Raw genomic sequence first — 23,062 nt, forward strand, 5'->3', positions numbered from 1 at the left:
CTCACGCGCCCCCGCCCGCGGCCGACCGCGGGCTGGGGCGCGCGGCGCCGCGTCGGTCACTGTGCGCGGGCGCTGAGGCGGTAGATGACCGTCTTGAACGGCGCGTTGCCGGCGATCTTCTGGGCGTCCTTCGAGGCCTCGCCCTCATCGACGATCTTCTGCAGCTTTGTCGCGACCTCGGCGTCGCCCTTCGGCGAGAGGGCGTCGATGACCGAGACCGCGACGAAGCGGACGGCCGCGTTCGAGATCTTCGGCATGGCGTCGATGATCTGCTGCCGGACCTCGGGGGTGCCGAGCACGCCCGTCATGTAGGCGGACTTGATCCCCTGGAACTGCGTCTCGTTCGCCTGCGACGCCGGGTCGCCGAGCTTGCCGACGTAACACTCGAGCTTGGTGCCGCAGGCCCCGAGCAGGTCCTTCGCGATCTTGACCTCCTTCTCCATGGACTTGCCGACCGTGCCGCCGCCGCTCGTGCGGGTGCCCGCGAGCCGGTCGACGTCGGCGACCTGGTCGGGCTTCATCAGCTTGAGCGCCGTCTGCAGGGAGACCTCGCGGATCGCCGCGACGTCGTCCTCCTCGCCGCGCGCCTCGAGGCCGGTCTTCACGAGCCACGGCACGAGGCTCGCGTCGAAGAAGTTGCTCGCCGCCTCCGCGAGCATCACCCGCCCGTTGATGCCGGCCGGCGGCATCTCGAGCCCCGCGGGCGTCTTGTCGTACGCCGCCTGGAAGGCCGCGAGGGTCTCCGGCGTCTTCGGCACCTTTGTCAGCTCGCGCGCGATGATGACGCGCGGCACGTCCTCGGCCTTCTCGAGCGCCGCGAGCAGCGGCTGCGTCGACTCCTGCCGGCCGATCGTCGCCAGGACGAGCGCGGCCGCCGCCACGTGGGCGGTCTCCGCGGCCTTCTTCTGCTCCGCGCTCGCCTTGTCGCCGCCGGCGCCCTTCAGGTTCTCGACCTTCGAGTACTCGACGAGCTCCTTCTGGTCGCCCTGGAGCAGCGCGATCGCCGGCTGGATCGCGGGCTTGCCGATCTTCGTGAGCGCGAGGATGGCGGTCGTGGCCGCGTCCGCCTTGACCGGCGACAGCACCACCTTGAGCAGCGGCACGACCGCCTTCTCGCTGCGCTGCCACCCGAGCAGCTCCGCGGCGGTGATCTGCCAGAACAGCTCGTTCCGCATCGTGACGGGGTCCTTCGGGTCGTTGATCGGGCGCCCGACCATCGTGATGAGCCCGTCTTCCCAGGACTTGCTGTTGATGTCGACCATCGCGTCGTGCACGTCGCGCGAGATCGTGGAGCCCTTGGCCTTGCCGTGCTGGAGCTTCGTGAAGACGGCCATGAGCGGCTCGGCGGCCTTCTCCGACTTCATCGCCCCGAGGCCGCGCACGGCCCAGCGGACGTCCTCCTCGGTCGACTCGGGCTTGTAGTCCTTGAGCGCCTTGATGAGGCAGGCCTCGCCGCGCGGGTCCCTCGTGTCGGAGATGAACTTGATGAGCTTCGAGTTCGTGCGCTCGTCGAGATCGCCGGCCACGCACTTCTGCGTCATCGGCTCGATGATCTTGTCGAGGAGCGGCTTCACGGTCGGGCCGTTCCGGTCCTTGTTGTCGCGCGTCATCGCGTCTTCGAAGAACTGGACGAGCCTGTTGACGGAGGCGGTGAGCGTGGCCGGGTCGTCGAGCCGCTTGACGTGCGTCTCGGGGTCGTTCTCGTCGCCGCACCCGACGATGAGCCCTGCGGAGAGCGCCATCGACGACGCGGTGGCGGCCCCCAGGAGGAGCGAGCGAAGGAGCGGCAGGATGCTGCGTGCTGAGCGGGACATGGTGTTTCCTCCGGGACCTCGGTGATGCTGCCGGCCTGACCTCGCCGTCGCACGGTGCGCTTCGGGGGAGGCGGTCAGCGGCTAGCCTTCGTTAGCCTGAGGGGACGAAAGTGGACAAAAACAGCGCGCGGCAGGGGGCGCGGCCCCCCTTCGGCCACGACGTGGCGCCGCTCCGTCATGGAAACGGCGAAGCCGACGCTATTCGCCGCCAGAGAACGTGTCAACGCGAGCGCGGCGCCAAGACGAGCCGGCGGATCCCCGTGGCGAAGAGCCGGTCGGGGATGACACGGCGCAGCGCGACGAGCGCCCGTGCGTCCCGGCCGACGAGGGTCCGGAACGGCGGCGAGGCGTCGTCGATGAGGCGGAGGATCGCCGCCGCGACCGGGGCGGGCGGCCGCGCCTTGGCGGCGTCCTCGAGGACGAGCCGCTCGATCGCCCTGGTCATCGCGCTGTAAGGGCCGTCGGGTGAGACATGGGCGCCGCGCCGCTGGTTCTCGTAGAAAATTTCGGTCTTGAAGGTGCCGGGCTCGACGAGGCAGACGTGGACGCCGAACGGGGCGAGCTCCCAGCGCAGCGCCTCGCTGAAGCCCTCGACGGCGTGCTTCGTGGCCGCGTAGGCGCTCACGCCGGGGAGGCCGACGAGCCCGGAGATGCTCGAGACGTTGACGATGCGGCCTCGCCCCGCGGCGCGCATCGCCGGGAGCACCGCGCGCGTCACGGCCATGAGCCCGAAGACGTTTGTCTCGAACTGCGCCCGGATGTCGCCGTCCGCCTGCTCCTCGAACGCGCCGCCGACCGCGATGCCGGCGTTGTTGACGAGGGCGTAGGCAGGGCCGTGCTTCTGGAGGATCTCCCGGACCCGGTCGGGCGCGCCCTCCGCGGCGACGTCGAGCTGCTCGATCTCGAGCGAGACGCCCCGCGCGCCGGCGGCGGCGAGGAGCGCGCCGGCCTTCTCGGGGCGGCGCATCGTGGCGATGACCCGGTGGCCCGCGGCCGCGCACGCGACCGCGGTCGCGAGGCCGATGCCGCTCGAGCAGCCGGTGACGAGGACGAGGTGACCCATGAGCGAGGGGCGCGAGTATAGGCGAAGCGCGAGGCGCCGGGGGAGCGCGGGGCGCGCCGCTCGAGGTCAGCCTCCGCGCCGCGGGCGCGGGCGCTCAGCCGATGATCATCGCCTCGCTGAGGAGCCGGCCCTCCTTGAAGCGCCGCAGGTTCCAGCGATCGAACAGGGGGAGGGTGGTGCCCTCGGCGATGTGCTGCGCGAGGAGCTTGCCCATGACGGGCGCGATCATGAAGCCGTGCCCCATGAACCCGGAGGCCTGGTAGAAGTGCTCGACCTCGTCGATCCCGCCCACGATGGGGTTCTGGTCCGGGGTGAGATCGTAACAGCCGGCCCACTGCCGCAGCACCTTCACGCTGCCGAGGAGGGGGCACGTGGAGACGAGCGCCCGCGCGTACAGCGCGAGGAACCTGTGGCTCGACCCCATGTCGAGGCCCTCGGGGACGTCCTCGTTGGAGATGCCGCCCACGATCTCGCCGCGCATCGACTGGGAAAAATAGAGGCCGTTCGAGAGATCCGCGACGAGCGGGCCGAGCCAGGGCTTCAGCGGCTCGGTCGAGCAGATCTCGTGGCGGTGCGGGTGGTTGGGCAGCTCCACGCCGAGCATGCGCGCGATCTCGGGGCTCCACGCGCCGGCCGCGTTGACGACCCGGTGCGTCCGGATCTCGCCGCGATCGGTGACAACGGCGTCGATCCGCGCGCCCTGCGTGCGGAAGCCGAGGACGTTCGTGAAGGTGGCGATGTCGACGCCGAGCTTCTGCGCGCGCTCGGCGTAGCCCCAGACGAACGGCCAGGGGAACACGACGCCGTCGTCGGGGTTGTAGCTCGCGGCCACGACGCCGTCTGTCGAGAGCTCCGGCACGATCGCGCGGGCCTCGTTGGCGGTGAGCATCCGCGTCCCGAGGCCGCACGCGTTCTGCACGGCGACGCTCTTCTCGAGCGTCCGGCGGCCCTCCTCGCTGCGCACGAGGAACAGGTAGCCGCCCTGCCGGAACCAGATGTTGATCTTCATCTCGCGGGCGAAATCGCGGCAGATGCGGATGCTCTCCTGCATCAGCCGGATGTTCCCCTCGCTCGAGAACTGCGCCCGGACCCCGCCGCCGTTGCGCCCGCTGGCGCCTCCGCAGAGGTAGCTCCGCTCGACGACGACGATGTCGGTGATGCCGTGGTGCCGCGCGAGGTTGTAGGCGATCGCGAGGCCCATGATCCCCGCGCCGATGATGACGACTTCGGCTTGCCCCCGCATCGCGCCTCAGCCGAGCTCCGACCTCGCCGCGGCGACGACGGCGGCCTGGAGGGCGCCGTTCGAGGCGATGATGCCGCGCCCGAGCTTGAGCCCGGGGCCGTTGTAGTCGATGGGCGCGCCCGAGAGATCGGTGAAGCTCCCGCCCGCCCCGAGGAGCACGGCCTCGGGCGCGCAGCTGTCCCAGAGCTTGGCGCCGCCGCCGCCGTGCAGGTAGAGGTCGGCCTGGCCCGTCGCGATCCGGGCGATCTTCACGCCGACGGAGCCGCAGGGGACGACCTTGGAGATGCCGAGCCGCGCGAGGAGCGGCTCGAGCTCCTTCGGCCGGTGCGAGCGCGAGACGATGAGCGTCGCGTCGGCCGGAGAGCTCACGGCGGAGACCTGGAGCGGGCGGCGGCTGCCGTCGCTCGCCTCGAGGAAGGCGAAGCCGCCCTCGCCGGCGCGGCCGGCCAGCGCGTCGCCGGTCGTGGGCATCACGACGACGCCCAGCGCCGCGCGGCCGCGGACCGCGAGCCCGATCATCACGGCGAACTCGCCGTTCCTGTCCGCGAACTCGCGCGTACCGTCGAGCGGGTCGACGAAGAACACCCGCTCCTTCCGCAGGCGCGCGGCGAGCTCGTCGCCGGTCGGGACGCTCTCCTCGGCGAGGATCGCCTCGCCGGGGAACGCGGCCTCGAGCGCGCTGCAGATGAGCGTGTTCGCCTCGCGATCGGCGCGGGTCACCGGGTCGCCCGGGCCCTTCATCTCGACCGCGAACGGCGTCGCGTACACGTCCATCACGATCGCCGCCGCGGCGCGCGCGATGCGGACGATCTCGTCGAGCTCCCTGTCGTTCCGGTCCATCCTGCTCACACCTCGATCCCGGCTTGCCTGAGGCGACCTGCGAGATCCGTCAGCGCCGTGTCGCGGAGGTAGGGGGGCATGCCCGCCTCGCGGACGAGCTGGTCGAGCTGGGCGACCGAGCGGGGGCCGAGCACGGCGGACGAGACGAGGCGGTTCGCGAGGACGAAGCGCAGGGCCGCCGAGCGGAGCGAGACGACGGGGCCCGTGACCAGCGGCCTGAGCGCGTCGAGCTGGCGGATGCGGGTCCTGAGCTCGTCGCGGGTCCACCGCTGGTAGCGGTGATCGTCGAGGTAGAACTCGCGATCGACGCTCCACTGGCCGGCGAGCAGCCCGTGCGCGAGCACCGATCGGGCGAGGACGCCCGCGCCGGCCTCGGAGACGTCGCCCGCGACCTCGTGGAGGTCGCCGGGGAGGAAGGCGTTGTAGGCGAGCTCGATGACGTCGACCTCGTCGCGGAGCGCGGAGCGGGCGACGTCCGCGGAGCCGGCGCTCACGCCGAAGGCGCGGATCTTCCCGGCCTGCTTGAGCTCCTTCAGGTAGGCGAGGGGCTCCTTCGCCTGCATCGCGGCCACGGTCGGGTTGTGGAGCAGGACGACGTCGACGACCTCGCGGGCGAGCCGCTCCTGCGAGCGCTCGAACGCGGTGCGGAGGTGGGCCGGGTCGAACTGCTTCGTCGGGGGGTCGCCGTCACGAACGGTGCCGATCTTTGTGACGACGAACGTCGTGCCGGCGCCCTGGAGCCGCTTGCCGAGGCGGCGCTCCATCTCGCCGCGGCCGTAGACGTCGGCGGTGTCGAAGGTATCGATGCCGACCGCGAGCGCGCGGTCGATGACGCGATCGACCTCGACGTCGGCCACCGGACCGTAGCCGTCGCCGGAGAGTCCCCAGGTGCCTAGGGCGAGCTCCGAGACCTGAAGGGTCGTCTTGCCGAGGGGGCGCTTCCTCACGGGCGGCGATCTACACCAGCGCGGGGAGGGCGCCACGAAATAGGGTGACGCGCCGGCGAGACAGCGCGCCGCGTCGCGCGCGCCGCGCCCGGAGCGGCGGAGGCGCGCCGAACAGGGGGCCCCTGTCGAGCCGCGGCGCACGGGCGCAGGGCGCCTCCTTCGTCGACCTCACGGGCCGGCACGGACCGTCGGGCCGCCACGTCCCTGCGCGCTCGGCCACGGAACGCTCCATGCCAGAGGAGCCAGGGAAGGGGAGTGATGCGGAAGCGCGCGGGGCGGCGCCGCCGGGGGCAGGTCTTCAGGTGACATGTCGAGTCGAGCCCTGCCCATGGCCGACGAAGGGGGCTGGAGAGTATGGCGAAAGGGCCTAATGAGGCATCGATGGCCGAACCCGTCAGCGACCGGAGGTCGCGGTCGGCCGCGGCGAGCGCCTCCGCGCGGCGCGCGCTGGAGCTCGTCGCCGTCCGAGGCAAGGACGTGCTGGGCGTCCGCCACGTGCTCGCCGAGGGGCGCGCGCACATCGGCGACACGCCCGCGTCCATCGTGCGCGTGCCGTCGGGAGAGCTCGATAGAGCGGCCCCGGTCATCGCGGAGGTGATCGGCGCCCGCTACGTGCTGCACGTACCGCGGCGAACGCGGGCGCGCCTCCACGGCGCCGACGGGCTCGCGCGCCTGCTGACGGGCCCGGTCGACATCGAGCTCCAGGAGGGAGATCGCGCTGTGCTCGTGATCGGCGCCGTCCAGATCCGCGCGCAGATCGTGCCCATCGAGATCATCTCACGCCTGGGCGCGTCCGGCCTGCGCTGGATTGGCCTCATCGGCGCCCTCTACCTCGTCGCGCTGGGCATCTGCGCCGCCCTCGCGCCGCGCGACCGCGCCCGCCTCGACGAGGGGTCGATCCGCCGCGCGGTCAGCGACGCCGCGGCGCAGGTCTGGGCAGAGCACGCCCCTCTGCCATGACGCGAGAGCCGCGCCCCGCGGCCGCCCCCGACGGGTGGAGCCCACGAATCCTGGAGCGCAGTTCTCCATCCCTGATGCGATTCAAACTCTTCCCGCTCCTCCAGGCTCAACTCCTGATCTGCCTGCTCGCCGCCGCCGGCTGTGATGGCTCGTCCGCCGAGCATGAGGGCCCGAGCAGCGCGCCGCAGGCCGGAATCCTGAGCCTTTCGTCCGGCTGGAACACCATCGTGCCGGGCGGGAAGACGACGTGCGCTCGCGGCGATCCTTTCAAGTACTTCGTCCGTCCAGGCACCGTCGATCGCCTCATCGTCGAGTTCCGCGGCGGCGGCGCGTGCTGGAACGCCGCCACCTGCTCGGCTGCGGGATCGCTCTTCCAGGAGACGGTCGGAGAGGACTCCCTGACGACCGGCATCTACGATCATGAGAACCCGGACAACCCCTTCAGGGACTGGCACCATGTCTATGTCCCCTACTGCACCGGGGACGTCCACTGGGGCGACAACGTGGTCACGTATGGAGAGGGGAGCCAGGCCGTCACCATCCAGCACAAGGGCGCCGTCAACGTCCGCGCGGTGCTCACCTGGATCTACGAGAACGTCCCCGCGCCAGAGAAGATCTTCGTGACGGGCTGCAGCGCGGGCGCATATGGGGCGATCCTCTGGTCCGCGCACCTGCGGGAGCACTACAAGGGCGCGTCCGTCGTTCAGTTCGCCGACAGCGGCGCAGGGATCATCACCGAGACCTTCTTCAGGGACAGTTTTCCGTCCTGGAAGCCCGAGCGCGCTTATCCGACGTGGATACCCGGCCTCGATCTGGCCGAGCTCGTGCGGCTGCCTGTGCTCTACGAGAAGATAGGCGCCCACTACCCCGACATGCGCCTGTCGCAGTTCAACACCGTCTACGATGAGAACCAGGCCTTCTTCTTCCACGTGATGGGCGGCGGCGGCGTCCAGGAGTGGTCGGATGCCATGAAGGCATCGGTCGCCGATATCGAGGCCTCGACGGCGAACTTCAGGTCGTTCCTTGCTGCCGGCAGCGAGCACTGCATCCTCTGGCGGCCGGAATTTTACACCATCGAGTCGCGCGGGACGCGCCTTGTGCGCTGGCTCGACGGGCTCGTGAACGGTGCGCTGCCGCCCAACGTCGCCTGCGACGCTTGCGGCTCTCCGTAGAGCAGAGCGCCGCCCTGGGGGGCCGATGGTGCAGCGGCCGGGGAGCCGGCGGGTGCGGCCAGCGCGCTGGCGGGCGCTGGCGCGGGGCGCAGGGCGGTGGCCGCAGGAAGCGCCGTGGCCCGAGCGGACGCGCGCCGTTGCGGCGGCAGTTGACGCGCAGCCAGAGCTCTAGATTATGTCCGCCGCAAACGCGGGCGCCTGAGTGCACCCGCGGCGGCCCCGACGGAAGAGCTGCGGGGGGAGACAGAGGGATTCATGCGCACGTTTTGTATCGATATCGGCGGAACGGGGATCAAGTCCATCGTCCTCGACGAGCAGGGGAATCCGACGTCGGATCGCCTGCGGGTGCCGACGCCCCAGCCGGCCTCGCCCGATCCCATCCTCGATGTCATCGACGAGCTCGCCCGCGTGCAAGGGGAGTTCGATCGGGTTTCGATCGGCTTCCCCGGCGTCGTGATGGAGAACGTGACCAAGACGGCGCCGCACCTCGACAACGAGAAGTGGAAGGGCTACCCGCTCGGCGAGGCCGTCGAGCGTCGCCTTGGCAAGCCTGTTCGCGTCGCCAACGACGCGGGCATCCAGGGGCTCGCCGTCATCGAGGGCAAGGGGCTCGAGATGGTGCTCACCTTCGGCACGGGGCTCGGCTGCGCCCTGTACATCGATGGCCGCTACGTGCCGAACCTCGAGCTCGGGCACCACCCTTACGGGAAGAGGGACCTGAAGTACGAGGATCGCGTGTTCGACGCCGAGTGCAAGCGCATCGGCCCGAAGCGCTGGAACAAGCGCGTGCGCAAGATGATCGCGCAGCTCGAGCCGATCTTCAATTACCGCAAGCTCTACCTCGGCGGCGGCAACGCGCGCCTGCTCGATGCCTCGCGGCTGCCCGAGAACGTCGCCGTGGTGGACAACGTCGCTGGCCTGCTCGGCGGAATCAAGCTCTGGGTCTAGGCCTGCGCGGCCGGGCCGCGCGCGGGGAGGCCGGCCTCCTCGCACGCCCGGCCATCGCCTGCCCGGCCATCACCTTGCCCAACCCGTCGGCGGACAGCGCGCCGGCCTACGGATGGCTTGCGTGCGCGTGGGTCGCGCCGGTTCCCAAGCGGGCGTGACCGTCGTACCCTGGCTCGATGAACTCGCCCGACGCACCGAAGCCCGACGCACCGCCCGCGGCCAATCCAGCGGCGGACGCTGATCTCGATCCCTTTCGCCTCCAGTCGCCGGAGACCCTCACGAACCCGTACCCCGTGTACGCGAGGCTGCGCCAGGAGGCGCCCGTGTACTTCAGCGCGGCTTACAACGGCTGGCTCATCACGCGCTACGATCAGGTCGCGGCGGGCTTTCGCGACCCGCGCCTGTCGGCGAAGCGCTCCAGCGCCTTCGTGACGAAGCTGCCTGAAGAGGTGCGGCAGCGGCTCGAGCCCTTGCGCCGCAACCTCGCGTCGTGGGCCTTGCTGCTCGATCCGCCGGAGCACACGCGCATCCGCTCGCTCATCAACAAGGCGTTCGTGCCGCGGCTCGTCGAGGGGCTGCGCTCGCGGGTGGAGGTGCTTGTCAACGAGCTGCTCGATGCGGTCGCCCCGGCGGGTCGGATGGATGTCCTCCGCGATCTAGGCGACCTCCTGCCGCTGCTCGTGATCGGCGAGGTGCTCGGCGTGCCCGTCGAGGATCGGCACCGGCTGAAGGGCTGGTCCAACGCGCTCAGCGGCTTCCTTGGCGCGGGCCGCCCCACGCTGGAGATCGCGGGGGGCGCGCTGAGCGCCGTGACCGAGCTCGAGGACTATTTCCGGGGCGTGATCGCGTCCCGCCGGCAGAGCCCTGGCAACGACCTGCTCAGCCAGCTCTTGGTGGCGGAGGAGCAGGGCATGATCCTCGGCGAGCAGGAGCTGCTCTCGACGTGCTGCATGTTGCTCTTCGGCGGTCACGAGACGACGAAGAACCTCATCGGCAACGGTCTGCTCGCGCTTCTCCTTCACCGATCCGAGCGCGAGGCGCTGCGCGACTCTCCGTCGCTCATCGCCCCGGCGGTGGAGGAGCTGCTCCGTTACGACTCTCCGGTGCAGTGGATGAGCCGCATTGCGCTCGACGACATCGAGCTCGACGGCGTGCGGATCCCGAAGGGCGATCGTGCTTTCCTGGTGCTCGGCGCGGCGAACCGCGATCCCGCGCAGTTCCCCGACCCCGATCGGCTCGATTTCCGCCGCACGGACATCCGTCACATCTCGTTCGGCCTGGGCGTGCATTACTGTGCCGGCTCCGCGCTGGCCCGGGTGGAGGCTCAGGCTGCCATCTCCACGTTCCTGCGCCGTTTCCCGGACGCCGAGCTGGCCCCTGGGCCGCTGACCTGGCGCATGAACCCCGGCATGCGCGGCCTCACCGCCATCCCGGTAGAGCTAGGCTCCCAGAGCTCCGCTCCCTGACCCCCCTATCGACCCATCGGTCGTATCCCCCCTCTCCCCGGCGGCCGTTGCCCCCTAGTGGAGCCGCATCCCCGGCGCCAGCTGCCCTGGCAGCGCCACCGTTGCCGCCTCCAGCCCCGCGACCGGATACGCGCAGTAGTCCGCCGCGTAATACGCGCTAGGCCGGTGGTTCCCGCTGCTGCCGATACCGCCGAACGGCGCGGCGCTCGACGCGCCCGTCAGCGGCTTGTTCCAGTTGACGATACCCGCCCGGGACTCCCGCCAGAACCGCTCGTAGAGGTCCTTGCGATCCGAGATCAACCCGGCGGCGAGCCCATACCGCGTGCGATTGGCCAGCGACAGCGCCTCATCGAAGCTCTCGTAGCGTTGCACCTGCAGCATCGGCCCGAAAACCTCCTCGTCCGGGAGCTCCTTGATCGCCGACACGTCGAGGACGCCCGGCGACAGCAGCGCCGTTCCCTCCTCGATCCGGCGCATCTCCAGCAGCGCCTCGCCGCCGAGCGAGAGCAGCCGCGCCTGCGCCGCGAGCAGCTGATCCGCGGCCTCGAGCGAGATCACCGCGCCCATGAACGGCTGCTCCGCGTCGTCGTACCTGCCCACCTTGAGCCGGGACGCCGCGTCGACGAGGCGCGCCAGGAGCGCGTCGCCCTCCGGCGTCGCCGGCACGAGAAGCCGCCGCGCGCACGTACACCGCTGGCCCGCCGAGATGAAGGACGACTGCAGGATATGGTGAATCGCCGCCTCGGTGTTCGCGACGTCCTGAACGATGAGCGGGTTGTTGCCGCCCATCTCCAGGGCGAGGATCTTCTCCGGGCGACCCGCCAGCTGCCGGTGCAGGGCGTTGCCCGTGCCGGAGCTCCCCGTGAAGAAGAGCCCGTCGATGCCCGGGTGACCGGCGAGCGCGACGCCGGTGCGCTTCCCCCCCTGAACCAGGTTGAGCACCCCGGCCGGGACGCCCGCCTCCTGCCAGAGCCGCGCGGTCTCCTCCGCGACCTTCGGCGTGAGCTCCGAGGGCTTGAACACAACGCAGTTGCCCGCGATCAGCGCCGGGACGATGTGGCCGTTCGGCAGGTGGCCCGGGAAGTTGTAGGGTCCCAGCACCGCGACCACGCCGTGCGGCCGGTGCCGCACCACGGCCGTCGCGTCGCCCGCCTCGGCCTGACGCTCGCCCGTCCGATCGCGCCAGGCCATGAGCGACACGTCGATCTTGCCGATCATCGTCTGGACCTCGGTGAGCGCCTCCCAGCGCGGCTTGCCCGTCTCCAGCCCGATCACGTCCGCGAGCCGGGCCTTGTGCTCGCCCAGGAGCCCGGCGAACCGCTTCACGAGCGCCGTCCGCTCCTCCACGCCGCGATCGCGCCACGCCCCGAACGCCCCGCGCGCCGCCGTCACGGCCGCGTCGACCTGCTCCTCGGTCGCCGCGCGCCCCTCGAAGACGATCGCCTGCGTCACGGGGTTCCGGCTCGCGAACGGCTCGCCCGTGCCGGTCACCCAGCAGCCGCCGATGAAATGGGTCGACATGGTCACCTCTCCCTCACGCCCTCGCGGAGCTCCCTCCGGGACACCCCACGAGCTCAGCAGTCCGTCCAGCCAGTACCGTTTGCGTCCACCTCGCCTTGCCAGTGTGGATCGTACCAGAGGACGGCGCCGCCAGGGCTCGCACGCCCCCCGGCGGAGCATCCCGCCCGCGGCCTCCCGCAACGCTGGGTCCGCTCGTCGAGCTCGCCAGGCCTGCGCGTCGCCACGGGGGACACACAACATCCTGTGTTCCGGTTCGACTGAGCCCCAACCAGATGGGGTCTGCTCGCTCGGCTGCTCTCCGTGAGAATTCCGGAGCCGAGATCTCAATGCTGCTCGTGCGCCTGTGCTTTCGATATCGTCCGTGGCAGGCGCGCGACATTCACGGGAATGCACCGTGGCGAATATGTGTGCTGAGCGTGTTTGCGCGTCAGATCACGCTCCGGGCGCACTGCAGCAGGGCGCTCTCCACGTCCTGTGACACCAAGTCTTGACGGTCCTGTGGCTGGCGTGGAGACGTGCTCATGTCAGTTTTCCCGCCGATGCATCACACGGTGGCTATCTCGGACATCCATCTTTGTGAGCTCGAGCCGACCGACGGTCTCTGGATGCGCTATCGGCAGGCGCCGTACTCCCCGGACGGGGAGATTGCGGCGATGCTCGACGCGCTCCGGGGAGAGGTCCGGAAGGGGACGGGCGGCTCCGCGGGGCACGGCGCGCAGCGCGACGAGCTCACGCTGGTCCTGAACGGCGACATCTTCGACCTGGATGCGCCGCGGGTGATCGGCAACGAGAGCGTGGTCCACGACCTGCCGCGCACCGCCGAGCACGCCGTGCCGGCGATGGAGGCCATCCTTCGCGATCACCCGGTGTTCGTCGAGGCCGTAGGCCGGATCGTCGCGGACGGGCACACCGTGGTCTTCGTGGCGGGCAACCACGACATCCAGCTCACGCTGCCCGAGGTGCGCGAGGCGGTGCAGCGGAGCGTCGTCGACGCGGCCATGCGCGAGCTCGCCGCCCGGGACGGCGCCCCGCCGGGGAGCTCGAACGAGGAGGAGCTCCGCGCGACGCTCGGGGCGCGGGTGGCCTTCCGCGCCTGGTTCCACCGCACGCACGATGGCGTCATCGTCGAGCACGGCAATCAGTACGACTCGTACTGTTCTTATCGCCACCCGATGGCGCCGTTCGGCCGGAATCCGGGGGAGATCCAGCCGACGATGGGCTCGCTCGTGAGCCGCCTGCTCGTGTCGCGCATGGGGTACTTCAACCCGCACGTCGACTCGTCGTTCATGCTCTCGGGCTTCGGCTATCTCTCCCACTGGACGCGGTACTACCTGTTCTCTGGCCGCTCGCTCGTGCTCGCGTTCGGCGTGGGGGCGCTGCGCACGATGATCGAGCTCGTGCGCCGGCGCGACCCGAGCTGCCGGGCGCTCCGGCGCGCGGGCCTCGTCGCAGCCGCCCGCGAGACGGGCGCGCCTTTCCCCGCGGTGGTCAAGCACGCGCGGCTGTTCGCGCGGCCTGCCGAGGACTGTCTTGGCCGCGTGGCCCGCGAGCTCTGGCTGGATCGCCTCGGGCTCGCGCTGGTCGGGATCCTCGCCGCGCTCGCGTGCCTGTGCTGGATGCCGGAGGGGTTCACGGCGGCGGCGCTGCTCGCGCCGACGCTCCTCGCCGCCTACGAGTGCGCGGTCCCGAAGCCCACGCTCGATGCGGTCTGGAAGGGCGTGAACCAGGCGGCGCGGTCCGTGGCCAAGGCGCACGGCGCGAAGGCCGTGATCTTCGGGCACACCCACAACCCGGAGGGGAGCTGGGAAGCCGGGGTGTTCTTCGGGAACACCGGCTCCTGGTCCGCGGCGTTCGAGGACATCGCGTGCACAAAGCCCGTCTTCGAGGCGCGCCCGCTCGTCTGGCTGCGGTCTGACGACGAGGCGGGCCCCGAGGCGCCCCTGCTGGGCGGCCTCGTGATGTGGAAAGACGAGCGCTTCCAGCCCTGGAGAGCCGACGCCAGGCCGTCCGTGCCCAGGAAGGCCGAGATGGCGAAACGTCCGCGCCCGGCGCTGCGGCCCCAGGCGACGGCTGCGCTGCGCGGCTAGGCAGGCGGCGCCCGCCGCCCTGGGGCGGCATCCGGGTTGATCACGGCGCGCTCGCCGCAGTGGGCGCGGGGGATACGACGCGGTGGCGGCCGGATGGCCTGAGTGATGCTTCCACGATGCGCGGAGAGAGCGCCATGCGATTGACGTACGAGCAGGATGTGCGGGGGCACTCGGTGGTCGACGCCGAGGGACGCGTGATCGGCCAGGTGGAGCAGCTCTACCTCGACAGCGACTCGTTCAAGCTCGCCGGAGTGCGGGTCAAGCTCAGCTCCGAGGCGGCCGACGTGCTCGGCGTCCAGCACAGCCTCTTCCAGGCAGGGTTCCTCGATGTGCCGGCCGAGGCCATCCAGAGCCTGGGACAGGCCATCGTGCTGCGCACCGAGGCGCGCAGCCTGCTGATGCCGAGCTGAACCTGCGCCGCCTGAGCTCGTCCGTGGTTGTGCGACGCTCAGGGAGCCGGCCTTGGCCTGCGCTCGGTGAGCACGAGCAGGGAGCCCCATGCGGCGACCTGACGCTTCCCTCTGCGCCGGCGCTGCGCTAGCAGGCAGCATGCTTGGCGTGCTGGAAGCGTTCAAGGGGTGCGGGTGGGCGGCGTGGCTCGCCCTCCTGGCCGGGACGGTCGGCATCGGGAGCGGCCTTGTCGGGGCGGCGATGCTGTCGATGAAGGCGCGCGGCTTTGCCTGGATCCCGGGCGCCGTCGCCGTGATGCTGGGGTTCAGCGCCATCTCGGTGGGGCTGCTCGGCCGCGCAATAGGACTCGCCCGCGTGAAAGAGGTGCTTTCCTATCCCGGCGTCGAGATCGACGCTACGCAGCGCGAGATGATCTGGCGCGTCGGCACGGAGGAGGCCAATCGGTGCGTGACGGTCGGCGCCTCGCTGGGCGCCCTGCCTATCGTGATCGGCGCGGCCGCGGTCGGGATCGGGCTGGCACTCCGAAACAAGCCGGCTTGATGTAGTCATTCGGCCGTTTCCACCTGTGCTGGAGAGCCGGTGGTATGCGGAACTGAGCATGTTTCCCGCCGCGCTCGACGAGCACGATGGATTTCATGAAATCATAGTCCGCCTGATCGATGCCGACGCGTACGAGGGACACTTGCGGGAGCTGTTCGATGGTCCCGCACACGGCCCGAACGCGGTCGCGATCCATGCGTCCACGTCGGCCCTGCGCGCCATGAGCTTGCGGCCGATCTTGAAGCTCGGGAAGGCCCCCGCGGCGGCGGCGCGTCGGAAGGTTGTCGGCCCCGTCGGGGCGGTCCGGGCGTCGTAGTAGGCGGGGCTGGTGTCGCCGGCAGCGTTCTCGTTCGACGCCTCTCGCATCGAGTCGGCCAAGTAGCGGGCGATCGTCGCGAATGCTTTCAGCAGGTCATCCTGGGTCACAGACTTTCGCAATGGCACCTCCAAGGAACAGCACGATCCACACGAGCGCCGCGGCACGGTCCTGCAGCGCGCCCGACGCAAGGACCCGAGCCTCACGACGAGTCCAAACACGGGCCTCCTGGCCGACGGCAACAGCCGACGCGGCCGTGCGGCCGAAGACGAACGACGGGACGATGAGAAGGGCGCCCGAAGCGCACGCCGAGGTCGGAAGGCAACCCGGGTGCTCTCGGCTAGGGAGCCGTCAGCGCCTGATGCCGGTCAGGCTCCGGCGTTAGTCAAGGCCCCCTACGCTCCGGCGCCCTGCCGGTCGACCCAGCGCCAGCCTCGTAGGCTGGGGTACGCGCTGCGAGGCCGAGCCGAGCGGCTGGGAGGAGCGCCGAGCTACCCCCAACCGTGAAGCCGGGCAGGGACCGAAGGTGGCCCCTTCCTTAACTCATGGGGCTCGAGATCGAGGGTGGTGTTATTCTTTGTGGTGCAGAGCCCTGGGGTCGGCGCCGGTCGAGGTGCACACGCTCGGGCGCCCTCCGGTCGATGCTGCTCCCGGTCGCGCTCTGAGGCACGAGGGCGACCTGAGCGGCGAGGCACCACCCCCGACCGTAGTGCCGGCCAGCGGCCGATGGCGGTACCTTCCTTAGATCGTGGTGCTCGAGGTCGCGCGAGCTGTGATACGTCGCAGGGTGGAGACCCGAGGTCCAGGGGGTTGCCGCGATCGCGCAACTGTGAACGGTTCACAGTTGCGAGGCGTCCAGCCGACCGACGCTTCTCCCGACCGGGCGATCGGGGTGCGCCACGAGGGCGAGCCGAGCGGCGGGGCGAAGCGCCGCGCTACCCTCCCAGCCGCGATGCGGGTGCAGGGACCCAAGGGAGCCGCTCCTAGATCATGCCGCTCGAGATCGAGGGGGCTGGGATCCGTTGCGGATCGGGGGCGACGCGTTGTTACATATTGGACGGACTTGAGCCGCGAAAGGGCTTCACGCAGCAATGCCGCGGACTGGCGCGGGCGCAGCGGACAATGCGGGGGCACGGCGTTCCACAGGGTTCCACGACCGACATAGAACCGGGGCGGGGCGGATCCTGGGTCCGAGTCTGTGACGCCGGGTCCCGCCAGCGAGCCGAGTCAGCGAGCGCGACGGCGCAAATGTAGGCGTCAGTGGGGTCCCTGCACTCCCGGCCTGCCCTGCCGCCCTGCCGGAGGCAGCCTTGCCGGAGGCGCCTCCTCTTGACACGGAGCGGTATCTCCGCTGGCATCGGAGCGTTGGAGTAGCTATGAGCATAGCTAGAACAGGCACGGGGACAAGAGAGACACCTTCGGACGTTAGCACTAGCCGGTGGCGAGCCCACACCGTCGCGCATCCGAAGCGGCTGGAATTGCGGCAACGAGGATGGCCCTCGTTCGTTTGTTCGTCCGACCGAAACGCCATCTGTTCCAAGATACTCGAATGCTAATTGCGTGACCTCGGCGCAACGCAGGCGCCGAGCACTGCCCCCTTTGTCGCTTCGGTGCATCCACAAATAACAGGCAAAGCGATGATCGATTCGGATACGACGATCGGCCGACACCAGAAGATCAAAGCAGTGGAGCGTATAATCTCGCTCGGCCGTGGGACGCTACAGCAGGACAGGGAAGCCCGGCTCAGGCGCCTTTGGACACCAGACACACTCCGAACGGCCGTGGACGAGTGGCGAAAGAAGGCACTAGAGCAGTTCGACGCCGTCGCCATATCGGAGCAATGGAATACATTTATTAACGAAGCTTCGCCGACACACGTTAGCGTAAGGCTTGCGCTCGACAATTTGAGAATATTAAAATGGCGCATCAGGGATCGAGGCGACGACACGCTGAGCGATGACGAGCGCAAAGCGATTGGTATCCAAACATGGTTAGACACGTGGGGATCGACACTGACCGCACACGCACGCAGGCAGGAACTGCCGGAGCAGATCTGGGACGAGTGCCCTGCATTTGCCACCGAGCTTCGAACAGCTACGGAAGCAGTGACGAATTTCGCAAACGATCAGGGAAATCCTCTCTGTGAAATTATCGCGAAGTCAGCAGCGATCATAAACAACCGCTACGACCAGCAGAGCCAACCGTACCGACTGCGATCAGTTGACGCTTGGCACGTCGGGTGGGCGATGATGGAACTCGCTTGGCTGCTTGCTGACAACGCAGGACGGGCGATTCCATGCGGCGACAATCGCGCCTGCACGTTTTCTGAAGCGCAAGCCGCGCGTCTTATCTATCGAGACACCCAGACAATCCTGTGCCCTCGATGTGGAACCAACATAACTCCAGCCCGTCGCCCGCGATCATTGCCAAGTACAAACTTTGTCGCCATTGTTGCCCAATGCAAATCGTGTGAGTTATCGATACATTTCCCCGACCAAGCGCTTCCTGAAAGCATTTGGAATGCTCCGCGCGTTGGTCCAGTGCCGAAGGACGATCCACCGACCAAGAGCATCGAAACATCAAGCACAGCACGCCCACAAGAGGCAAAAGCAATGCAAAAGCCGCGTATATTCGTTGGATCTTCTGTCGAGGGCATAACCATCGCAGAGCACATTCAGCTCGGTCTGCAATATCATGCTGAGACTACCATTTGGTCGCAAGGTGTTTTCGGTCTTTCTAGCGGAACGCTGGACAGCTTACTCAAGGCAGCAGTGGATTTCGAGTTCGCCGTCTTGGTTCTTACCCCTGACGATCTAGTACACAAGCGGGACACCGCAAGAAATAGCCCGCGCGACAACGTTCTATTCGAACTGGGTCTTTTTATGGGATCGTTGGGACGAGAGAAAACGTTTATCGTATACTGTCGCGACGAGAAACTTGATCTTCCGACCGATCTGGCGGGAGTTACACCCGCGACTTTCGCTAAACATTCCGACGGCAATCTGCAAGCTGCCCTGGGGCCCGTGTGTACTCAAATCAAGTTAGCTATCAGCATGGCGAAGGCAGCCCAACGGTGACCGACGTCCCTCCATCCACCCGCGCTGGCAAGGACGAGGACCAACGGATGGCGTGCGCCTCCCCTCCCCAATGTGGAGACGGCAACCGATCACTGATCGGCCCCTATGCGAGCGCATCGGCTCGATCAACGCCAGCGCACCGCCGCCCCCAACCGGCGCCCCCGCCCCGTCGACACCTTGGGCAAGATCGAGCCTGACGAGCTCGACGCCATCGCTGAAGCTGTCCTCACCGAGGAGGCCGAGACCTTCTCCCTGGTATTACCGCGCCCTCTCATTGATGCCGCAGCCCATCGCACCGAGCATGCTGCTTGATGGTGAGGGGGTCCGACCAAAGAGGTGGCCATCAAGGAGAGTGCTCGCTCCGCGTACGCATCCCGGGGGGACGATTCCGGAGCGCCGCGATGCATGCATTACATCCGGCGCCTCAAGATTCTCATCGCGGCTCCCTCTGAGCACGGTTGCGTCGGCCCACAGAAGCCCTTCTCACGCGGGCGCCCCCTTCCGTTTACCGCTCGAAAATTACCACCCCTCGTCGCTCCCACATCCGCCTCACGACGGGGTAGGCCGATCGCAGGAGCGGAGCAGCGGCGCGGTGCCGGCCACAAAATAGGCGACGAGGAGACCTGATCTTGGCGGACAGCCTCCTCGTCGTGCTCCGGTTCTTGTGCCCAGGAATCGAAGCGGTCGCAGTGTTATCCAGAGCGCCATCGACATCAAGCGCTGGCAGCAGCAGCCGCCCTCGGTCGTCGAGGCGCGGCCTGCGCGCTGCCCCGTCTGCGGCGCTGCGAGCTGTCCGCTGGGCGGCGCCATCCGGCTCCAAGGTGTTACTGAGCACCGTCGTTGATGCCGATGGTGCGCCTGTCGATCCAGCTCTTTGATGGCAGGGTGCTCGACCCACCGGAGAACACCATCACCGAGGCGGATCAGGTGCGATGACGGGGGTGTCCGAGGGCAGCAAGCTGCCAGGGGGCTCCCCGGCCATGCATTGCGCCGAGTCCGATAAAATTCTCAGCGTAGCTACTCCTGAGCATGCTCGCGTTGGTCGAATCCAGGAGCACAGGAAAAGAGGGAGCGCACATTCCGTTCGCCTCTCGAAAATTACCAGCACGACTCCTCGTCCGTCGGCGCAACGAACGGAGTAGGTCAGCGGCAGGAGCGGAGCATCGGCGCGGCGCCGGCCACAAAATAGGCGACGAGAGGAGCTCGTTTGGCCGCGTGCCCCCTCCCGTCGTGCTCCGAATCGCTTGAAAGAGCGGAGCCCTCAACAGATCGTCCATTTGGACCTCGATGTCAAAGGCTGGCTCGGTTCCCCGCCCACCGTAGAGCGCGCGCGGCCAGCCCGCTGCCCCCGTTGCGGCGCGGCGGGGTGCCCGCTGGGGGGCGGGTTGGGGCTGTGGGGTCACGGAACGCGGTCGCGGCAGGTGCGCGGGCCGCTGGCTGCCGGCGAGCGCGGCGGGCTCGTCACGATCGAGGCGCGCCGCTATCGATGCCGCCATTGCAGCGCCGCGATCACGGTCGTTCCGCGGGGCGTCGCGCCGCGACGGCACTTCGCCGCGACGGCGATCGGTCTGGCCCTGCTGCTCGTCGGCGTCGCCGGTGCAGCGCTCATCGATGTGCGGCGGCGCGTCAGCCCTTGGTCCGCCAGCTTCGATGCTGACAGCTGGGTGACCGTGCGGCGCTGGCTACGCGCCATCGACCAGGGGCACCTCTTTGCGGCGGTCCGCCCCAGTCCCCTCGCTTCATCGCTGCGGCAGCGGGCCGAGCGGGCCGCGATGACGCTCGTCGCGATGGCGCCTTTTGCGGCCGAGGTCCCCGAGGCCGCCGTCATGGCGGGCGCCGCGCGGGCTGCGTGATGGCAACAGGCCCGCTCGCCGGGCTCATGTCGGACCCACCCGGTTGGATCCTCGGTCGGCGGAGCGCCTTGCGCTTGGATGGCTGTGCGGCCGGTGCGGTGTCACCGGCGCGGAAAGGACACGACGTGCAAGACCCCCTCCAGCCGAAGGACCAATCGGAAGCGGTAGCGCTCTATCGCAGCGAGATCATCGGCTCGCTCATGCACCGCGAGCTCGACCGCGGAGAGCTCGCCGAAGCGCTCGCCGACCTGAGCAAGCAGCGGTTTCGCCCACCGCGCGCCCATTCTCCGCGCACATACTCCGTCCCCACGCTCGAGCGCTGGTATTACGCGTACAAGGCGGAAGGCCTCGAAGGGTTGCGCCCCAAGCCCCGTAGGGACAAAGGCCGGGCGCGTGAGCTCACCCCCGAGCAACGACGGATGCTGCTCGATATCCGAGAGGAGCACCCGAGCGCCTCGGTCTCGCTCATCCTCGACACCCTGATCGCGGCGGGCCGGCTCGACAAAGACGCCATCTCCGCCACCACGGTGCGACGGCTGTACGCCGAACACAGCCTCGATCGCATCGCGCTGCGCGATCGCACGGGCGGCAAGGTGCGGCTGCGCTGGCAGGCCGAGCACCCCGGCGCCCTGTGGCACGGCGATGTGTGTCACGCATCGCCGATCCTCGTTAACGGCAGCCCGGCGCCGGTGCGGATCCACGCGCTGCTCGACGACGCCTCCCGGTACATCCTCGCGATCGAGGCGATGAGCGCCGAGCGGGAGGTCGACATGCTGGCGCTCTTCATCCGGGCGCTGCGCAAGCACGGCGCTCCCGACGCCCTCTACCTGGACAACGGCTCGACCTACCGCGGGCACACCTTGCACCTTGCGTGCGAGCGACTCGGCACCACCCTGATCCACGCCCGCCCGTACGACGCCCCCGCGCGCGGCAAGATGGAGCGCTTCTGGAGGACGTTGCGCGGGAGGTGCCTGGACTTCATCGGAGCGCTCGGGTCGCTCCACGACCTCAACGTCCGGCTCTACGCATGGATCGACGAGCACTACCACCGCACACCGCACGCGGCGCTCTTCGGCAAGTGCCCCGCGCAGGTCTACGAGAAGTATCCCCACGTCACCGACGACCTCGACGAGCGGAAGCTGCGCGACGCGCTCACGACCCAGGCCCGCCGGCGCGTGCGGCGTGACAGCACGCTCTCGATGGATGGGGAGGACTGGGAGACCGATCTCGGCTTCCTCGCCGGCCACCTCGTCACAGTGTCGAGGTGCCTCGTCACGCCGAACGAGCCGCCCTGGATCGAACACGAGGGCAAACGCTTCGCCCTGCACCGGGTAGATCCGGTGAAGAACGCCCAGCGGCCGCGACCGGCCTGCAACCTCGATGTCGCTCACGAGGCGCGCGTCCCCTTCGACCCGCCGAAAACGCTCCTGGACAAGGCTCTCGGACGGACGCCTCGCGGTGACGAGGAGGGATGACCATGGACTTCTGCAGCTACTTCAGCTTCACCGCAGAGCCATTTTCCAAGGAGGTCGAAGACGGCGAGCTTTGGCTCCCCCCGTCCAAGCAGATGCTCCTCGAGACGCTCATCGAGGCGGTGCACGCCAGAAAGAGCGTGCTGCTCGCCGGTGACCCCGGCGTCGGCAAGACGTGTCTGCTCCGCGCGCTCCGTCATGCCCTTTCGCCGCAGACGTTTCGCTTGACCTACTGCGCCAACGTGACACTTGGACGCCGGGACTTCTATCGCCAGCTCTGTCTGGCCCTCGGTCTCGCGCGCTGCAGCACCGCTGGAGACGTCTTCTACGCGGTCAGCACGCACGTCGAGGAACTCGCGAAGGAGCGCGTATTTCCGGTTTTCGTCCTCGATGAGGCCCATCTACTTCATCAGGACACACTCGATCATCTTCACATACTCCTTAATTACGCCTGGGATAGCCGCGCATTGCTTTCGCTCGTGTTGCTTGGCTTGCCCGAGCTCGGCGAGCGGCTCCGCGTGCGCCGCAATCGATCCCTGTATTCACGCCTCCATTACCGATTGACCATCGACCCGCTCACGCCGGACGATACGGCCGACTATCTGCGTGTACGTCTCGGCCGAGTCGGCTGCACGAAAGAGCTCTTCACCTCGGACGCGATCGCGATGCTGCACGAGGCGGCCGCTGGCAGCCTGCGCGACACCGATCGACTCACCACCGCCGCGCTCCGCGCCGCTGCGCGCAAGAAGCGCAAGCTCGTCGAGCGCGACATCCTGAGCCGCATCCTGCAGCTGGACGCAGAGGAGGCCGGATGAACCCCGTCCCCTTGGCCGAGGGGGACACGCGGCGCGGCGACGCCGCGGGCAGCGCAGCCGCCGCCCTCGTCGCGGCCCTCGCGCTCGCCCGCGACGCGCTCACCGCGCGCTACCCGGGCGACCCGGATCCGCTTTGCCCTCGCCTCTACGCCGTCGACGTCGTGCTCCACTACCTCGATCGGCTCGACGACGCTCTCGCTCGCTATCACGCCGTCCTCGACGGCGATGACCGCCTCCCCCTCCGCATCGACTGAGAGCGCCGGCGCTCTGCGACCGCCGCAGTCACCCGACGCATCGCCTCGCTGCAATCGCGGTGAGCGGAGATCCAGCTCGATGATAGCCATCACAGAGCCGGATCTTCCGGCCATCAAACAGCCTGCTCGGTAACACTCCAAGGCCACGGCAGGCGCGAGCGGCAGGTCTGGGGCCCCACCAGCCCGGACCAACGCCCCGAGGTGCTCTCGGTGACGGCCCGCCGCTACCGCTGCCTCAGTTGCCGCGCTGTGCTGCTCGTCGT

20 protein-coding genes are annotated in these 23,062 nt (G+C 69.0%); 14 read left to right on the top strand and 6 right to left on the bottom strand.

Going from position 1 to position 23,062, the window contains the following annotated elements; genetic code table 11:
• Window positions 1-56: 56 nt before the first annotated feature.
• The 5 genes from WME90_RS03725 to WME90_RS03745 all read right to left on the bottom strand — a co-directional run bounded on the left by WME90_RS03725 (window position 57) and on the right by WME90_RS03745 (window position 5,907).
• Window positions 57-1,814 carry a hypothetical protein gene (locus WME90_RS03725; RefSeq protein ID WP_437279677.1) on the bottom strand — a complete coding sequence of 586 codons (1,758 nt, stop codon included), beginning with the start codon at window positions 1,812-1,814 and terminating at the stop codon, window positions 57-59.
• 220 nt (window positions 1,815-2,034) lie between these two features.
• Window positions 2,035-2,877 carry an SDR family oxidoreductase gene (locus WME90_RS03730; RefSeq protein WP_437279678.1) on the bottom strand — a complete coding sequence of 281 codons (843 nt, stop codon included), beginning with the start codon at window positions 2,875-2,877 and terminating at the stop codon, window positions 2,035-2,037.
• Window positions 2,878-2,971: 94 nt separating this feature from the next.
• Window positions 2,972-4,120, bottom strand: coding sequence for an NAD(P)/FAD-dependent oxidoreductase (locus tag WME90_RS03735; RefSeq protein ID WP_437279679.1), 1,149 nt, complete (start codon window positions 4,118-4,120; stop codon window positions 2,972-2,974).
• Window positions 4,121-4,126: 6 nt separating this feature from the next.
• A complete protein-coding gene (locus tag WME90_RS03740; RefSeq protein WP_437279680.1) occupies window positions 4,127-4,960 on the bottom strand; it encodes a 3'(2'),5'-bisphosphate nucleotidase CysQ family protein in 834 nt (277 codons plus the stop codon).
• Window positions 4,961-4,965: 5 nt separating this feature from the next.
• Complete coding sequence (locus WME90_RS03745) at window positions 4,966-5,907, bottom strand: aldo/keto reductase (RefSeq protein ID WP_437279681.1); 942 nt, start codon at window positions 5,905-5,907, stop codon at window positions 4,966-4,968.
• A gap of 381 nt (window positions 5,908-6,288) precedes the next feature.
• On the opposite strand from WME90_RS03745, the gene WME90_RS03750 reads away from it, so the two are divergent.
• The 4 genes from WME90_RS03750 to WME90_RS03765 all read left to right on the top strand — a co-directional run bounded on the left by WME90_RS03750 (window position 6,289) and on the right by WME90_RS03765 (window position 10,453).
• Entirely contained in the window at window positions 6,289-6,867 is a 579-nt protein-coding gene (locus WME90_RS03750; RefSeq protein WP_437279682.1) for a hypothetical protein, read from the top strand.
• A 74-nt stretch (window positions 6,868-6,941) separates the two neighbouring features.
• Window positions 6,942-8,039, top strand: coding sequence for a pectin acetylesterase-family hydrolase (locus WME90_RS03755; protein WP_437279683.1), 1,098 nt, complete (start codon window positions 6,942-6,944; stop codon window positions 8,037-8,039).
• A 255-nt stretch (window positions 8,040-8,294) separates the two neighbouring features.
• On the top strand, window positions 8,295-8,987 hold the full coding sequence (locus WME90_RS03760) for an ROK family protein (protein WP_437279684.1): 693 nt from the start codon (window positions 8,295-8,297) through the stop codon (window positions 8,985-8,987).
• Between the two features lie 176 nt (window positions 8,988-9,163).
• Window positions 9,164-10,453: a cytochrome P450 gene (locus WME90_RS03765; protein WP_437279685.1), complete on the top strand. Its 1,290-nt coding sequence runs from the start codon at window positions 9,164-9,166 to the stop codon at window positions 10,451-10,453.
• A 54-nt stretch (window positions 10,454-10,507) separates the two neighbouring features.
• Here the strand turns inward: WME90_RS03765 and astD are convergent, their stop codons facing one another.
• On the bottom strand, window positions 10,508-11,974 hold the full coding sequence (gene astD, locus WME90_RS03770) for a succinylglutamate-semialdehyde dehydrogenase (RefSeq protein ID WP_437279686.1): 1,467 nt from the start codon (window positions 11,972-11,974) through the stop codon (window positions 10,508-10,510).
• 551 nt (window positions 11,975-12,525) lie between these two features.
• Here astD and WME90_RS03775 point away from each other — a divergent pair.
• From WME90_RS03775 to WME90_RS03820, 10 genes are all read left to right on the top strand, one after another.
• The gene (locus WME90_RS03775) at window positions 12,526-14,061 is read left to right on the top strand and encodes a hypothetical protein (RefSeq protein ID WP_437279687.1); all 1,536 of its coding nucleotides are present in this window, start codon (window positions 12,526-12,528) and stop codon (window positions 14,059-14,061) included.
• A gap of 134 nt (window positions 14,062-14,195) precedes the next feature.
• Complete coding sequence (locus WME90_RS03780) at window positions 14,196-14,471, top strand: PRC-barrel domain-containing protein (RefSeq protein ID WP_437279688.1); 276 nt, start codon at window positions 14,196-14,198, stop codon at window positions 14,469-14,471.
• Between the two features lie 139 nt (window positions 14,472-14,610).
• Window positions 14,611-15,012, top strand: coding sequence for a hypothetical protein (locus tag WME90_RS03785; protein WP_437279689.1), 402 nt, complete (start codon window positions 14,611-14,613; stop codon window positions 15,010-15,012).
• 58 nt (window positions 15,013-15,070) lie between these two features.
• Complete coding sequence (locus WME90_RS03790; RefSeq protein WP_437279690.1) at window positions 15,071-15,328, top strand: hypothetical protein; 258 nt, start codon at window positions 15,071-15,073, stop codon at window positions 15,326-15,328.
• 1,637 nt (window positions 15,329-16,965) lie between these two features.
• The gene (locus WME90_RS03795; RefSeq protein WP_437279691.1) at window positions 16,966-18,405 is read left to right on the top strand and encodes a TIR domain-containing protein; all 1,440 of its coding nucleotides are present in this window, start codon (window positions 16,966-16,968) and stop codon (window positions 18,403-18,405) included.
• Between the two features lie 105 nt (window positions 18,406-18,510).
• Window positions 18,511-18,717, top strand: a complete 207-nt coding sequence (locus WME90_RS03800; protein WP_437279692.1) for a hypothetical protein — start codon at window positions 18,511-18,513, stop codon at window positions 18,715-18,717.
• Between the two features lie 1,109 nt (window positions 18,718-19,826).
• Window positions 19,827-20,258: a hypothetical protein gene (locus WME90_RS03805; RefSeq protein ID WP_437277924.1), complete on the top strand. Its 432-nt coding sequence runs from the start codon at window positions 19,827-19,829 to the stop codon at window positions 20,256-20,258.
• Between the two features lie 125 nt (window positions 20,259-20,383).
• A complete protein-coding gene (locus tag WME90_RS03810) occupies window positions 20,384-21,733 on the top strand; it encodes a helix-turn-helix domain-containing protein (RefSeq protein WP_437277925.1) in 1,350 nt (449 codons plus the stop codon).
• Complete coding sequence (locus WME90_RS03815; RefSeq protein ID WP_437277926.1) at window positions 21,730-22,545, top strand: ExeA family protein; 816 nt, start codon at window positions 21,730-21,732, stop codon at window positions 22,543-22,545. Before WME90_RS03810 ends, WME90_RS03815 begins: the two co-directional genes overlap by 4 nt.
• The gene (locus tag WME90_RS03820; protein WP_437277927.1) at window positions 22,542-22,799 is read left to right on the top strand and encodes a hypothetical protein; all 258 of its coding nucleotides are present in this window, start codon (window positions 22,542-22,544) and stop codon (window positions 22,797-22,799) included. Before WME90_RS03815 ends, WME90_RS03820 begins: the two co-directional genes overlap by 4 nt.
• Window positions 22,800-23,062: the final 263 nt, after the last annotated feature.

Origin of the sequence: Sorangium sp. So ce375 (assembly GCF_051473855.1) — a bacterium.
Lineage (GTDB): Bacteria > Myxococcota_A > Polyangia > Polyangiales > Polyangiaceae > Sorangium.